We start from the raw sequence: 14,964 nt of genomic DNA, 5'->3' as shown, positions 1-14,964 counted from the left end.
CCCTCACTCCGCCCCCCCCCGCCCCCCGGGGGGGCCCCGTCCGCCCATCGTACCTCTTGTGCAACAGAGACAGCGTCATGCCAGACTATGTCGTCATCGGTGGCGGCTCCGCCGGCTGCGTAGCCGCGTCGCGGCTCTCTGAGGATGCCGGCAGTTCCGTGCTTCTCCTGGAGGAAGGGCCGGAGGACCGCGCCATCGAAATCCATCTTCCGGTGATGGTCTACAAGACCGCGACCGGCAGTCTGCTGCAGCGTTTCGAACAGGAGCCGACCGCCGAGAACCCAAAGGCCACACCGCCGACCATGGTGCAAGCGCGCGTGCTGGGCGGCGGCAGTTCCGTCAATGCGATGCTCTATATCCGCGGCATTCCATCAGACTATGACGGCTGGGCCGAGCAAGGTGCGGAGGGTTGGGCCTACAAGGACGTTCTGCCCTTTTTTCTGCGCGCCGAGGACAACAACACGCTAGCCGGCGAGGCGCATGCATCCGGCGGGCCGCTGAAAGTATCTTCCCCGCAATATGTCAGTCCGCTGACCAGGACCTGGCTCAAGGCCTGCCAGCAGGCGGGGATCCCCTATGTCGCCGATTTCAACGGCGGCGTGCAGGCCGGCGCGGGCCTTTACCAGATCACGGCGCGCAACGGCCGCCGCGCCAGCGCCTCTGTCTGCTATTTGAAGCCAGCGCGCAGGCGGCCAAACCTCAAGGTGCAGACTGGCGCCCGAGCTATGCGCATCCTGGTCGCGAACAATCGCGCCGTCGGGGTCGAATACATCCAAGGTGGGCGCACGCTCGTCGCACGCGCCGAGCGCGAGGTCATATTGTCGGCCGGTGCAATCAACTCGCCCCGCCTGCTGCTGCTTTCCGGCATCGGTCCGGCCGAGCATCTGCGGCAGGTCGGCGTGCCCGTCGTGCATGACCTACCGGGCGTCGGCCGCAACCTGAAGGACCACATGGACTGCTACCTGATTTATGAACTCAACGGACCAGACGGCTACGACAAATACAAGAAATTGCATTGGAAGCTTTGGGCCGGCCTTCAATACGCACTGTTCCGACAAGGACCAGTCTGCTCAAACATCATCGAGGGCGGTGCGTTCTGGTGGGGCAACGCCGACGACCCGCACCCCGACCTGCAATATGCTTTCCTTGCCGGCTCCGGCATCGAGGAAGGCGTTGCACGGATTGAAAGTGGAAACGGCTGCACGTTGAACGTCTGCCAAACCCGGCCACGGTCGCGGGGCTTCATCGAATTGCGTTCGCCTGATCCGTTCGCACCGCCACGCATCGTGCCGAACTATCTTTCCGATCCCTATGACCTCGACACGATGGCTGAGGGCGTTCGGCTAGGACAGCGGATCATGGCGCAGGCGGCGCTTGCTCCCGTGATCAAGCGCGAGCAGTACCCAGGCCGGCCGATGCAGACGAAAGAGAACTATCGCGATTACGTCAAGCAGATGGCGCAAGGCGCTCTGCATCCGACCGGCACCTGCCGGATCGGCAACGACCGGATGGCAGTGGTCGACAGCGAGTTGCGGTTGCACCGCCTCGGCGGCCTGCGCGTCGCCGACGCCTCGGTCATGCCGAGTGTGCCCTCAGGCAACACCAACGCGCCATCGATCATGGTCGGAGAACGTGTCGCCGACTTCATTCGCCGCGGCCGCAACGCGCGTTAAACCGAAGCGATTTCTTATGCAGGAGGTATAGATGAACGACAGAAAAGGAATGCCGGGATTGGCCGCCATGGACCATATCGGTCTCGTGGTGCCCGACATGAAGGAGGCGATTGCTTTCTTCGGAGATGTGATCGGCTGCGACTTCATCTATTCCGGCGGCTCGATGAAGGACGACAATGGCACCTTCATGCAGGCCAAGATGAACATCCATCCGCGCGCCAACATGAAGGAAGTCGTCTTCATGCGCTGCGGGAACGGCAGCAACATCGAACTGTTCGATTTCGAGGCGCCCGACCAGAAGCGAATCTATCCGAGAAACAGCGACATCGGCGGCTACCACCTTTGCTTCTATGTCGAGGATATCGAGGCGGCCGCCGACTATCTGACAGCTAAGGGCGTCAAGGTCTTCGACCGGCCCGAACTCGAAAAGCAAGGACCGGGAGCCGGCGAATCCTGGGTTTATTTCGAGGCACCGTGGGGATTGCAGATGGAGCTGATCAGCTACCCCGACGGCAAGGCATACGAGACGGATGCGCCAAAGCTGCTCTGGAAGCCGGCTCGGTAGCGGACGCTCGCAGCATTTGGGTGCACGCGCCGTTCGGAGCCGCAGAGGTCTCGGAGTATTTTGCAGCCTGACCAATGCTTCCAGGTTCCAGAGGGCAAAAACCCCTCCCTGTCCTTCTTCCCTTCTGCCGGTCCGAATTGGCGTGGCAAGCGAGCGGTTCAATAACTAGATAACGAGGACGCCTTTCACTCTGACGTGGCATTCTCATGAAAAAAATCGGATTTCTGTCGTTCGGACACTGGGCGCCCTCACCGCAGTCGCAGACGCGATCAGCCTCCGACGCTCTGCTGCAGTCCATCGAGCTTGCCGTTGCTGCCGAGGAGCTGGGCGCCGACGGGGCCTATTTCCGTGTGCATCACTTCGCACGGCAACTTGGCTCGCCATTCCCGCTGTTGGCGGCAGTCGGCGCTAGGACCAGCCGCATCGAGATCGGCACAGCGGTGATCGACATGCGCTACGAGAACCCGCTCTATATGGCCGAGGACGCCGGTGCTGCCGACCTGATCGCCGGCGGACGTTTGCAGCTGGGCATCAGCCGCGGCTCGCCCGAGCAGGTGATCGACGGCGCTACTTCGGCTACGCCCCGCAGGAGGGTGAGAGCGACGCCGATATGGCCCGGCGGCACACGGGAGTGCTGCTCGAAATCTTGCGCGGCAAAGGCTTTGCCCAGCCGAACCCGCGGCCGATGTTTCCAAACCCGCCCGGCCTGCTTCGCGTTGAGCCCCACTCGGAAGGTCTACGCGACAGGATCTGGTGGGGCGCCGCCACCAATGCCACCGCGGAGTGGGCGGCGAAACTGGGAATGAACCTGCAGAGCTCCACACTCAAATTCGACGAAGGCGGAAAGCCTTTTCACATTCAGCAGGCCGAACAGATCCGGGCCTTTCGTGCGGCCTGGAAAGCGGCCGGTCACGAGCGCGAGCCGCGGGTGTCGGTGAGCCGTAGCATCTTCGCGCTGGTCGACGATCGCGACCGCGCCTATTTCGGCAGCAATGAAAGCGAGGATCATTTCGGCTACATCGAAGCGGACAGGCGCGCCGTGTTCGGCCGCACCTATGCCGCCGAACCGGACGTCCTCATCGAGGAACTGAAGAAGGACGAGGCCATCACGGAGGCCGACACGCTGCTGCTCACCGTTCCCAACCAGCTTGGCGTCGATTACAACGCGCATGTCATCGAGGCGATCCTGACCCATATCGCCCCGGCCTTGGGTTGGCGCTGACGCCTGCTGCCGAAACCCTGCCTTTGGCGAGCGCTTCATCGCCAGGACAGCTGGTCCTTCGGCAGCCGGCCGCTCGGATCGAACACATTCACCTTGTGCGGAAGATCCGGACCCCAGTCCCACAGCACCAAGTTGCGGTCCTCCGTCTCGGCGCCCGGAGCAAAACTCGGAACCAGAATACCGGCAATGCCTTGAGGCCTCAGTCGGTCATAGATGAACCAGGATCCAGGACGTTCTCCCCCGCTGAGAGCCGTCGCCCAGGCGCAGGCCATATCCTCGAACGTGACAGAAGTTTCTCCCCTCCCCTGCTCCGTCGTCAGATCAGTGATGTCCCTGCAGTCCACCTCATAAGAGCACAGCACGCAGGGGTCGATCCGATGCGCGAAACCCTGGTTGGCTTCCTTGACCGCTGTCATTACGGTCAGCGCCAGATAAAGCGCCGGCACACCTTTTGGATTGAATCGGGCACCCCTGATCGCCGCTCCATCACCGGAAGTCGGTTTGAATGCCCAGCGTGGATCATGCGCCCTGTAGCAGGTTCCGACAAACCTCAAGCAAAGCCACCCAAAGCCATATGATCGAGATAGTCGCGAACGGCGGCGGCTTTGCCTTCCTTCACGAGGGCTTCGGCGGTGCGTCCGCCGAACGCCGGCAGCGGCTGGGCTCGGTACCAGGCCATGGCCTGTTCCTTGCCGCCCGCCCAATCGGCCACGCGGCTGATGATCTCGAGCATTTCCCGTAGACGCCCCTGTGTCTTGGCCGTGCGGCTCCGCTCTAGCCGATAGAGGGTTTCGCGGGCAAGACCGGCGGTCTCCGCTAGTTGGCTCTTGGACATTCCAAAACCGCCCGCGACCTGGTCAATGGCAATTTTCCCGGCCCGGTCCATATATGACAAAACCAGAGATTCATTCTGCACCGGTCTCTTAAGGGCCTGACCCATAGATCTCTCTCTTGTCATATCCATAGTCGCATTCAATGTGCAAAACATATGACAATTATCGACCGTCTTCAAGTCCCGGAAGCCGCCACGGGCCGCCCGACGTGTCCACGTGACGTGCTGCGCTTCGAAGCACTTGTCGTACGTCTGCCGAACAAATCGATTCGGCGGGACGCTGAGAATCGCATGCACTGCTCATTCGTTTCAGTTTAGCTCAGATGCGCCACCGACAATCATTTCTCATGGTTGACGTCCTGCAAGATCATTTCCGATGCCTTCTCGGCGATCATCACCACTGGAGAGTTAGTGTTGCCGGAAACGATCGTCGGCATAATCGAAGCGTCGACGACGCGCAGGCGGGAAATGCCGTGCACCCGCAGCCGGCCGTCGACCACCGCCATCGAGCCTGTGCCCATCTTGCAGGTGCCAACCGGATGGAAAATCGTAGTACCGATATCGCCGGCCTTGCGGACGAGATCTTCGTCGCTTTCATATTGCGTACCAGGCAGCATTTCCTCAGGCGCGAAACGGGCGACGGCGCGCGCCTTCATCAAGCGACGGACATGGCGAAGCGAGGCTACAGCCACGGTCCTGTCTCCCTCGGTAGACAAATAGTTCGGCCGGATTTTTGGGGCAGTCTGCGGGTCGGGCGCCTCTATGTGAACGGTGCCGCGGGCTTCCGGTCTGAGATTGCAGACCGAAACCGTGACTGCGGGGAAGCGATGCAGCGGTTCGCCCAGCCGGTCAGTGCTCAACGGCTGGACGTGATATTCGAGATCGGGCGTCTCCAGGCGTGGGTCGCTTCTGGCGAAGATGCCAAGCTGGCTCGGCGCCATCGACAGCGGTCCGGTGCGACGGATGGCGTATTCGACACCCATGGCCGCGCGGCTGAACAGATTGTGGTAGCGCTGGTTTAGCGTCGAGGCATTGGCGACCTTGAAGACTGTGCGGATTTGCAGATGGTCCTGCAGGTTCTCGCCGACGCCTTCCAGCGCGTGGCGAACCGGGATGCCTGCGGCGCCAAGCACGTCAGGCCGGCCAACGCCGGAAAGCTCGAGCAGCTTCGGCGAATTGATTGCGCCAGCGGCAAGTATCGTCTCGCCTGCCCGCGCACGATGCAACCGACCGCCCATGCAGAAGACAACGCCAGTGACGCAAGCTCCGTCGAAATCCAGGGTCTCGGTCTCGGCGCCGGTCACGACGCGCAAATTCGGCCGCCGCAGCACGCCCCGCAGGAACGCTTTCGAGGTATTCCAGCGCACGCCCTTCCTCTGGTTGACCTCGAAATAGCCCGACCCCTCGTTGGTCCCGCCGTTGAAATCCTCGGTCCGGGGGATGCCAAGTTCCTCGGCAGCATCGCGGAAGGCATCCAGGATCGGCCAGGACAGGCGCTGGCGCTCGACGCGCCATTCGCCACCGGCGCCATGAAGGTCGTTGGCACCGCCAAAATGGTCCTCGGACTTGCGGAAATATGGAAGCACGTCATCCCAGCCCCAACCAAGATTCCCGGCTTGCCGCCAGCCATCATAGTCGGCCGCCTGGCCGCGCATGTAGATCATGCCGTTGATCGACGAGCAGCCGCCCAGAAGCTTGCCGCGCGGATAGTTGAGCGCACGACCGTTCAGCCCGGCCTCAGGCTCGGTTTTCATCAGCCAATCGGTACGCGGGTTGCCCATGCAATAGAGATAGCCGATAGGAATGTTGACCCAGTGGTAGCGGTCACTGCCGCCGGCCTCCAGAAGCAGCACGCGCATGCCTGGATTGGCCGACAGTCTGTTGGCCAGCACGCAGCCGGCCGAACCCGCGCCAACGATGATGAAGTCGTATTGTCCAAAATCGGCAGCGGTCTGTGTCAATTAGAGGTCCGTTCGCTTGCCATCCTGTCCCATAGCGGACCCATGGCCTGGTTGATCTCACCATACAGACGATAGCGCTGCTCATAAGCCGCTGCGATCTCGCCATTGGGCTGGTAGCAGCGGTCGGGCGCGGTCATCGCGGCCGCGCCCGCAGAGAAGTCGGCAAACAGGCCGATGCCTGTTCCTGCTGCAATCGCAGCTCCCAGTGCACCAGTCTCGTGGCTCCGCGCCACGGTCACCGGCACGTCCAGCACATCGGCGAATATCTGCGGCCAGATGGCGCTGCGCGAGCCCCCGCCCGAAAGCACCGCCTGGCTGACAGTCGCTCCCGCTCGACGCAGCGTCTCGACATGGCGCCGATGTTCGAAGACGACGCCCTCGAACAGCGCGCGCAGCATATGCGCCCGCGTGTGCCAGCCGGCGATGCCGTAGAAACCTGCACGCGCCTTGCCGTTCTGCTGCGAGCCGTAAAGGAATGGATGGTAGATTGGCATGTCTCCCGCGGGATCGACGGAGGCAACAAGCTCGCTGCAGACCTCGAATGGCGAGGCGCCTGCCGGCGGCGCATGCTCGAAGAACTCACGCACGATCCACTCGAGATTTGCGGCCGAAGTGGCACTCGATTCGATAGCGAGGTAGCGTACCGGATCGAACGTCGACAGCATGAAGATCGACGGATCGCGGATCGGCTCTTCGGTGATGACCTGATTGATGCTCCAGGTGCCGGCAATGATGGAGGCGGCGCCGGTGCTGGTGACGCCCGAACCGATGGCGCTGGCGACGACGTCGAACAGGCCCGCGACCACAGGCGTTCCCGCCCGAAGGCCGGTGGCGGCGGCGACATCGCGCGTGATATGGCCGGCGATGTCGGAGGCCTCCAGCACGTTCGGCAGCAGTTCCATGCAATCGTCGAGACCGTAGGCGGCCAGCAGCTCGTGCTCATAGCGTCGGCCGGGCATGTGCAAAAGCCCGCAGCCCGACATGTCCGAGGTGTCGGTCGAGCGTGCGCCGGTGAGGCGGTTGACGATAAAATCCTTGCACAGGAAGACGGTGCCTATTCGGGCAAAAAGCGCCGGGTCATGGCGCTTGAGCCACGCCAGCAGCGTCGGCGTCTGCGCCGCCCAGGGCCGTTGCAGGCAGTGGAGATAGGTCTGGTCGCCAACGCCCGCGGCCGCCCATTCGCTCACAATGCCGACGCCGCGTGTGTCGAGCGACTGGATGCCGAGCAGCGGGTCGCCGCCGCGGTCCAGCGCATAGAGCCCGTTGCCGTGGCCGGCGCAGCCGATTACCGCGATGTCGCTGGGGTCGATGCCCGACTGGTCGAGGCACTGGCGGATGACCTCGACGGCGTTGCGCCACAATTCGCCGAGGTCCCGCTCGACATGACCGGGCTTTGGCATGCAGGAGCGGCCGTCCCGAGCGGCAAGCGCGAGTTCGCGACCGGTGGTGTCGAAGATGATGGCCTTGATGACAGTGTTGCCCGCATCAAGACCCAGAATGTATTGCTGCATTGAAGCTCCTCCCAAGCCGCCAAAAATTATTCTTGTTGGTAGAGCTCCCAAGCCGCCGCGCCGTTCGCATTCTCATGGATGATCGCCATCAATCCTCTCACGACGGCACGAGGGTTGGAATGCTGGTATATGTTGCGGCCATAGACCATGCCCGCCGCGCCTTGTGCCATCAGCGCCGCCGACTTATCGAAGACGGCACGCAAATCCTCCCTGCCCCCACCGCGCACCAGGACAGGACAGCGCGCCGCCGCCACGACCCGGTGGAAGTCGTTCGGGTCTGTGGTCGGGTCCGCCTTGATGATGTCGGCGCCCATCTCGCTGGCGAGCCGGGTCAAGGTGACGATCTTTTCGGGGTCGCCGTCGACCAGGTAGCCTCCGCGCTCCGAGTTGGGCAGCATTGCCAGCGGCTCGATCATCAGCGGCAGGCCGTATCTTTCGCAGTCGGCGCGAACGCGGGCAATGTTGTGGACGCATTGCCTGAATAGGTCCGGCTCATCGGGCAGCATGAATAGATTGACGACCACGCAGGCCGCGTCCATTTCGAGCGCGCCGATCAGTGGCTCGGCTTCGTTCTGCAGGATGGCCCACATCGAACGATGGCGGGTTTTGTTATATGGATTGCCCACGTCTATGCGCATGACCAATGCCGGCTTGTCCTTGCCGGGCAAGGACTGCAGCAGATCGGCCTGGCCATAATTCATCTGAATGGCGTCCGGTCCCGCGGCGACCAGCTGGGCGACGACGCCGGCCATATCCTCGAGCCCTTCCAGGAACGACGGCTCGTTGCAAACGCCATGGTCGATCGCGACGTCGAGACAGCGCGCTCCGCCGAACAAACGGTTCATGCGGACTTTCTTGTTGATGCGCATTCGGCGCTCCTTCTTTGGTCTTTTTTGGATAGCTGATCGACATCGACGCCGTGCCGACTTTGCAACAAGGCGAGGAAATCGGTGCGCTCGAATGCCTTGCGCGCGGCGTCCCAGTTCTTTTCGACAGCGAGAACATCGAGAGCCGCATCGAGAAGGTCGGCCGAGAGCCCACCGGTGATGGCGATTGTCGTGCGGCGGAGCAGCAGGTCCCCCAGCTGTTCGACATATTCATTGGCGATGAGATATTGAATCTCGCGGGCCGAGTAGTCGCTGCCGGGCAAGAGTTCGTCATGTCCCGCTGCCATATGGGCGGCGACGGCATCCGCCGCGGTACCGTAGCGCTCGAAAAGGCTGCGCATGCGGTCAAGCGACAGGCCGTGCGACGCCGCGCGTTCTGCGCACCATTTTTCGGGAGCAGTGGGAAAATCCCGGCCGCCGCCGATCGGCATGTTTTCGGTGCCGACGATGCGCTGTCGGCACAATCGCTCGAGCACGATATCGGCTGCCAGTTCGCCGAACGATCGGAAGGTTGTCCATTTCCCGCCGATCATGCAGAGCGTCGGCGGCAGTATACCGGCACCCTCGATGAGTTCGCAGAAATGATCGCGGGGAATGCGCCCGGTAAAACTGTCTTGGCTTATCGGTAGCGGCCTCACCCCGGTGAACTGAAAGACGATGTCGGTGTCGGCGATCTCGATCCCAGGAAACACGAAGGACAGGGACTGCAGAATGTATTGCCGCTCGTCATCCGCACAGCGCGTCTGGTCGGGATCGTCGACACGGATATCCGTCGAGCCGACCAGCACGTTGCCGAGATAGGGGAACAGGATGCAGATCCGGCCGTCCTCATTCTCGTAGTAGATCATGTGCCCGTCGAGCGCGTCATGAAGCTCGCGATTGTCGACGATCAGATGCGAACCTTTGGTGCCGCCCATAAGCTTCGGCGCAACGGCTCCGATCGCTGAATTGGTCAGGTCGATCCAGCCGCCTGTTGCGTTGACGACGAGCCGCGGCTTCACGGCTACCGTTTCGCCGGATAGTCCGTCGTTAAGCACCAGGCTCGCGTCACCGAGCGATACGCGTGCATGGTTGAGCGCCCGAGCGGACGGCTTTTCCTTCATGGTATCGCACAGCATCTCGGTACCCAGCCGCTCGGGGTGGCTGACCCAGGCATCATAGTATGTCGCAGAATTTCGAATAGCAGGATTGATTGCAGGCCAGATCTTGAGTGTCTCAGCGCGGCTCCTGAATTTGTGCGTAGGGACGACACGCCGTGCGGCGGTGAAGAAGTCATACATCGCCAAGCCGGTCTTGATGACCAATGCGCCGCGCCGGCCCGGACGACGGCTTAGCCCAAGGAAGCGGACTGCGCCATTTGCTATACCTGAGAACAGGTCGAAGATAGGCACTGTGGTTGGCAGTGGCGCGACATAGTGCGGCGCGTTCTTCAACAGCCGATCGCGTTCGAGCAGAGATTCGCGGACCAGCTTGAACTCACCGTTTTCGAGATAGCGCAAGCCGCCATGGACCATGCGCGAGAGGGCCGCGCTGGCGCCGGAACAATAATCGCCCTTTTCCGCGAGCAGCACATCGACGCCCTGCAAGGCAAGTTCGCGAAACACGCTGATGCCGTTAATGCCGCCGCCTATGACAAGCACGTCAACATTGGGGTTCTCGCGCAAGCCGGCGATCGTCTGGATGCGATTCATCTCGAGATGCGCTTTCGATCACGCATCAATCGCCACGAGATGCCCGGCCACCGCCGCATCGACGGCCGTCAGTTCCGCAACGCTCAGCGAAATCTCCCCTGCCCTGGCGTTGTCGAGCGCCTGCCTGGCGTTTCGCGCTCCACACAACGCGAAGGTGATGCCGGGCTGCGCCAGCGTCCAGGCGATGACGATCTGCGCCATGGTCGCCTGGTGGACCTCCGCGACCGGTGTCAGGGCGTGTTTCAAAGCCGCTACCTTACGCCGGTTGGCCTGAGAGAAGCGCGGATTGTCTTTGCGCTGATCGTCGCCGCTGAACTCACGCGCCGGATCGATCGCGCCGGAAAGCAGGCCGAGCGCAAGCGACGAGTAACTGAGTGCAGCCACTTGATGCTGGCGCGCGATCGGCAGCAATGTCTGCTCAATCTCGCGATCCAGCATCGAATATCTTTCCTGGATCGCGTCGAGCTGGCCAGCTCCTACATACCGCTGCAGCTCGGCGGCGTTGAGATTGCTTGCGCCGATGGCGCGGATCTTGCCAGCTGATTTGAGGCGTTCGAGCGCTTCCATCGTTTCGGCAATGGGGGTCGTCGGATCCTGCCAGTGGGTGATGTAGAGATCGATATAGTCGGTGCCGAGCCGCCTCAGACTCTGCTCCACTTCATAAGCGATGCCGTCGGCGCCCAAATATCGGTTCACCGGCTTTCCGTCCTGATCGAAGAAGTGGTTGCCCTTTTTCGAATGCCAGTTCAGGCCACATTTGGTGGCGATGACCGCGCTGTCGCGCCGGCCCTTGATGGCCTTGCCGACGATCTCCTCGCTGCGGCCGAGACCGTAAGCCGGCGCGGTGTCGATCAGCGAGGCGCCGGCATCGATGGACGCCTGGATCGCAGCGATCGATTCTGCTTCATCGGTGCCACCCCACATCCAGCCGCCGATGGCCCAGGTGCCGAGCCCGACTGCCGACGTGACAACGCCGGACTTGCCGATCGAGCGGGTGATTTGTCGAGAATTCATGCTGCGTTTCCTTCGGCGAGCTCGAGGATTTTCAAGCCGGTGGCTTCGTCGGTGACGAGGGTATCGAGGTGAGAACCGCGCATGGCACTGAGGATCGGAACCACCTTGCTTGCGCCGCTTGCAACCCCGATCGACTGGGGAATGGTCGCGAATTCCTCGAGCGTCAGCGAAACGAGTGAGTGGTTGAGGCGGTAATCGGCGAGCTTGCCGCTGCCGTCTATGAGGTGGGCAAGCAACTCGCCCGCCGCGCCCGAGCGCTCGATGGCCAGCCGGTCGGCGCTCGAGGACGGGTGCAGATCGTAGTAGCTCGAATCATCGGTCAGGATGGAACCGATGCCGACGACCGCAAGCGTTGCCTCCCGCGCCTTGCTGAAGACGTCCGAAACGGCCCGGACGCCCATCAACATGTCGCGTTGGGCCGGGCTGTCGGCAAACAGCGGCGCGTGAATCTGAAAGGCGCGCCCGCCGAGCTTGTCGGCCATCAGCGAAGCGACATGATTGACGTCGGTGTAATGCTTGCCCTGGACCAGGCCGGTCGCGGGAATAACCTCGACGTCGTAGCTGCGGTTCGGCTTGAGACCGGCGACCACGGCACTCACCCCCTTGCCTCCCGTTATGGAAATCGTATCGCCGTCCTTGATCGTCTCGAGCACCAGCCTGGCCGCAGCCTCGCCGACGCGCTGGAGCGCGGTCTGCGGATTGTCCGAGACGGAAGGGACGACGACGGCCCTTTGGATGCCGCCTATCGCGACAAGTCGCGCCTCGATGTCGACCAGTTGCTCGACCGGCGACTTGATCTTGATCTCGACCAGCCCGAGTTGATGACCGCGTTTGATCAGCCGGTTGACGGTCGCATGCGAGATGCCGAGCTCCTTGGCGATTTCAGCCTGCGTCTTGGCTTCCATGTAGTGAAGCACAAGCGCCTGATACATCTGGCGGACGATCGTGATGTCGTCCCGCGAATTGGTTGGTGACATGATGGATGCTCAACTCTTGCGCTGCGGCTCACGATTTCCTGCTGTGCAGGAAATGATCGATCGATACCGCCGCAAGCAGGATGCATCCCTTGATCATGTCCTGCCAATAGACGGAAACGTCGAGCAGGATCAGCGAACTTGTGACGACGGAGAGCAGCGCCATGCCCAGTATGGCGCCGAAGATGGTGCCCGAACCGCCATTGAGCGATGCCCCGCCGATCACGGCCGCTGCGATGATGTTAAGCTCCATGCCAGCGCCGAAGGTCGGAGTCGCAGCGCCAAAGCGCGACATGTAGATGACGCCGGCAAAGCCCGCGAGGGTGGAGCAGAGGACCGTGACCCAGAATTTGACCTGCTTGGTCTTGATGCCCGAAAATTGGGCCGCCTTCTCGTTGCTGCCGGTATAGAAGACCTTGCGGAACGCGGCAGCGCGCCGAAGCAGGAAATCGAAGATCGCCACGACCACGACAAAGATGACGATGACATAAGGCAAATTGCCGAAGCTGCCCTGGCCGATCGCCTTGAACCCGGGCGGCAGGGTGAACAGCGACAGCGGGGTTCCTTTGGTGATGACAAGGCAAAGGCCGCGCACGATCACCATCGCCGCCAGCGAGGTGATGAAGTGATTGAGCCCGATGACGGTCACAAAGAATCCCATCACCGCGCCGATCAGCGCGCTGGCGGCTATGCCGATAAGGCTCGTGGTCCACGGGTCCAGTCCCATCAGGAAGAGAGCGCCCGAGACAACCATGGAGAAGCAGACCACCGACCCGACGGAAAGGTCGATGCCGCCGACTATGAGGAGTATCGTCATGCCGACCACGACGATGCCTTCAATGGAAAAGCTCATCAGCATCGCCCGGAAATTTCCCCAGGTCAGGAAGTGCGGCGAGGCAAATGTCATGGCGATGCAGAGCGCCAGCATGATTGCGATCAGCCCGGCCTCGCGCATCGACCCCAGACGCAGCCAGTTGCGCCCGCCAAGCCTCGGGGCGCTCGCCTTGATTTCAGCGTCCATGAGGGTTCCTCCGGTCTGTCTAAGCGACATTCTGAGCCTGCCTTGCGTTTGATCGTTGCCGCGGGACACCCGAAGCCAGCAGCATGATTGCCTCTTCGGTCAATTCGTCCGCCCCTAATTCGCCGGCGATGGTCCCTTCGTGCACGACAAGCACCCGGTCGCTGAGCCCGATCAATTCCGGAAGCTCGGATGAAATCACGATGACGCCGACGCCCCGCTCGGCAAGATCGCGAAGCAGGCGATGAATTTCCACTTTGGCGCCGACATCGACCCCGCGTGTCGGCTCGTCCAGGATGACCACCTTGGGGCTAACCGAAAGAAGCCTGGCAATGGCCACTTTCTGCTGATTGCCACCACTAAGCGTCGACACCTGTGTCTCGATGCCGCCCATGCGCACACCGTGGCGCTCCACCAGGTCAGTGGCTTGCTTTGCCTCGGCGCGGCGATCGAGCAGCCCAAGGGGTGTGGTCAACTTTCTAAGGTCCAGCGCGGAGATATTCGACGCAATCGACAGGTCCAGGAACAGGCCCGACGCCTTGCGGTCCTCGGAGAGATAGACCAGGCCCGCGCGCACCGCATCGCTGTAGGTGCTGATGCTGACCGGCTCGCCATTGAGTTCGATCGATCCCGACACTTTCGGGCGCAAGCCGCAAACGGTCTGAACCATCTCGCTGCGGCCGGCGCCAATCAACCCGCCAATGCCAAGAATTTCGCCGGCCCGGAGCGCCAAGCTGACGCCATCCGAACCCTCTCGATAGGAGAGATTTCGGACCGACAGCACAGGACGATCGGTGCGCCGTTCAGGCGAGAGCTTCTGAGGATAGAGCTGCGTGATTTCGCGCCCGACCATCTTGCGAACGACATCATTGGGGGTGACGGAAGCGATCAAATCAGTCGCCACATATTTGCCGTCACGAAAGACTGTGACGCGGTCGCACAGGCTGAAGATCTCGGCCATACGGTGGCTGATGTAGATGATTGAAATTCCGCGCGCCTTGAGATCGCGGATGATTGCGAAAAGGCGCCGCGCCTCGGTCTCGGTCAGGGCGGCTGTCGGCTCGTCGAGCATCAGCACCCGGCATTCGAGTGTCAACGCCTTGGCGATTTCCACAAGTTGCTGGTTGGAAATCGAAAGCTCGGCGACCGGCGTCTCGACCGGGATCGGCGCCAGCAGGTCCATTATCTTCTGAGCATCGGCGTAGAGTTGTCGAAAATTCATCAGCGGCGCGCGCCGGTTGTTGATGGCCGCCATGAGAATATTCTCGGCGACCGTGGCATCCTGGCACAGCGCGATTTCCTGATGGACGAGACCTATACCAAGCCGCTGCGCGGCCGATGGCGATGCGATGGTGACGTCCTTGCCGTCGAGCCGAATGGTGCCTTCGTCGGGTTGCACAATGCCGGCAATGATATTCATCAGCGTGGACTTGCCCGCGCCATTCTCGCCGCACAGCGCGTGAATTTCGCCCCGCTGCAGCGTGAAATCGACCCCGGTCAGCGCTTTGATGGCGCCAAAGGATTTCGAGATGTCGCGGATTTCAAGAATGGCGGCGGCAGTCACTCCGTCCCCCTGCAGCGTTGATATTGACGATAATGGCCCGGTCGACGGGACG

General features: G+C 62.0%; 12 protein-coding genes and 1 pseudogene. 3 read left to right on the top strand and 10 right to left on the bottom strand.

Annotated features, from left to right (window positions below):
• Positions 1 to 77: 77 nt before the first annotated feature.
• The 3 genes and pseudogenes from NKH73_RS22495 (at position 78) to NKH73_RS22485 (ending at position 3,460) form a co-directional block, all read left to right on the top strand.
• Complete coding sequence (locus NKH73_RS22495; RefSeq protein WP_352936357.1) at positions 78 to 1,673, top strand: GMC family oxidoreductase; 1,596 nt, start codon at positions 78 to 80, stop codon at positions 1,671 to 1,673.
• Positions 1,674 to 1,704: 31 nt separating this feature from the next.
• Positions 1,705 to 2,238, top strand: a complete 534-nt coding sequence (locus NKH73_RS22490; RefSeq protein ID WP_352936355.1) for a VOC family protein — start codon at positions 1,705 to 1,707, stop codon at positions 2,236 to 2,238.
• A 206-nt stretch (positions 2,239 to 2,444) separates the two neighbouring features.
• Positions 2,445 to 3,460, top strand: a pseudogene (locus NKH73_RS22485) (LLM class flavin-dependent oxidoreductase).
• A 35-nt stretch (positions 3,461 to 3,495) separates the two neighbouring features.
• Here NKH73_RS22485 and NKH73_RS22480 read toward each other — a convergent pair.
• From NKH73_RS22480 to NKH73_RS22435, 10 genes are all read right to left on the bottom strand, one after another.
• Complete coding sequence (locus tag NKH73_RS22480) at positions 3,496 to 4,014, bottom strand: RES family NAD+ phosphorylase (protein WP_352936353.1); 519 nt, start codon at positions 4,012 to 4,014, stop codon at positions 3,496 to 3,498.
• Positions 4,011 to 4,400: an antitoxin Xre/MbcA/ParS toxin-binding domain-containing protein gene (locus NKH73_RS22475; protein ID WP_352936351.1), complete on the bottom strand. Its 390-nt coding sequence runs from the start codon at positions 4,398 to 4,400 to the stop codon at positions 4,011 to 4,013. Before NKH73_RS22475 ends, NKH73_RS22480 begins: the two co-directional genes overlap by 4 nt.
• Before the next feature lie 230 nt (positions 4,401 to 4,630).
• The gene (locus NKH73_RS22470; RefSeq protein ID WP_352936349.1) at positions 4,631 to 6,253 is read right to left on the bottom strand and encodes a GMC family oxidoreductase; all 1,623 of its coding nucleotides are present in this window, start codon (positions 6,251 to 6,253) and stop codon (positions 4,631 to 4,633) included.
• On the bottom strand, positions 6,250 to 7,764 hold the full coding sequence (locus NKH73_RS22465) for an FGGY-family carbohydrate kinase (RefSeq protein WP_352936347.1): 1,515 nt from the start codon (positions 7,762 to 7,764) through the stop codon (positions 6,250 to 6,252). Before NKH73_RS22465 ends, NKH73_RS22470 begins: the two co-directional genes overlap by 4 nt.
• A 26-nt stretch (positions 7,765 to 7,790) precedes the next feature.
• Positions 7,791 to 8,633: a class I fructose-bisphosphate aldolase gene (locus NKH73_RS22460; protein WP_352936345.1), complete on the bottom strand. Its 843-nt coding sequence runs from the start codon at positions 8,631 to 8,633 to the stop codon at positions 7,791 to 7,793.
• Positions 8,606 to 10,342, bottom strand: coding sequence for a glycerol-3-phosphate dehydrogenase/oxidase (locus tag NKH73_RS22455; RefSeq protein WP_352936343.1), 1,737 nt, complete (start codon positions 10,340 to 10,342; stop codon positions 8,606 to 8,608). The genes NKH73_RS22460 and NKH73_RS22455 overlap by 28 nt, the downstream gene beginning before the upstream one ends.
• A gap of 18 nt (positions 10,343 to 10,360) precedes the next feature.
• Positions 10,361 to 11,356 carry an aldo/keto reductase gene (locus tag NKH73_RS22450; protein WP_292217678.1) on the bottom strand — a complete coding sequence of 332 codons (996 nt, stop codon included), beginning with the start codon at positions 11,354 to 11,356 and terminating at the stop codon, positions 10,361 to 10,363.
• Entirely contained in the window at positions 11,353 to 12,333 is a 981-nt protein-coding gene (locus NKH73_RS22445; protein ID WP_352936340.1) for a sugar-binding transcriptional regulator, read from the bottom strand. The genes NKH73_RS22450 and NKH73_RS22445 overlap by 4 nt, the downstream gene beginning before the upstream one ends.
• 28 nt (positions 12,334 to 12,361) lie before the next feature.
• A complete protein-coding gene (locus NKH73_RS22440; RefSeq protein ID WP_352936338.1) occupies positions 12,362 to 13,351 on the bottom strand; it encodes an ABC transporter permease in 990 nt (329 codons plus the stop codon).
• 19 nt (positions 13,352 to 13,370) lie between these two features.
• Entirely contained in the window at positions 13,371 to 14,912 is a 1,542-nt protein-coding gene (locus NKH73_RS22435) for a sugar ABC transporter ATP-binding protein (protein WP_352936336.1), read from the bottom strand.
• Positions 14,913 to 14,964: the final 52 nt, after the last annotated feature.

The sequence above is a fragment of the Mesorhizobium sp. M0938 genome (genome assembly GCF_040319125.1).
Lineage (GTDB): Bacteria > Pseudomonadota > Alphaproteobacteria > Rhizobiales > Rhizobiaceae > Mesorhizobium > Mesorhizobium robiniae.
Note: the sequence above shows the minus strand (reverse complement) of the source record. Positions and strands in the feature narration are given on the sequence as shown.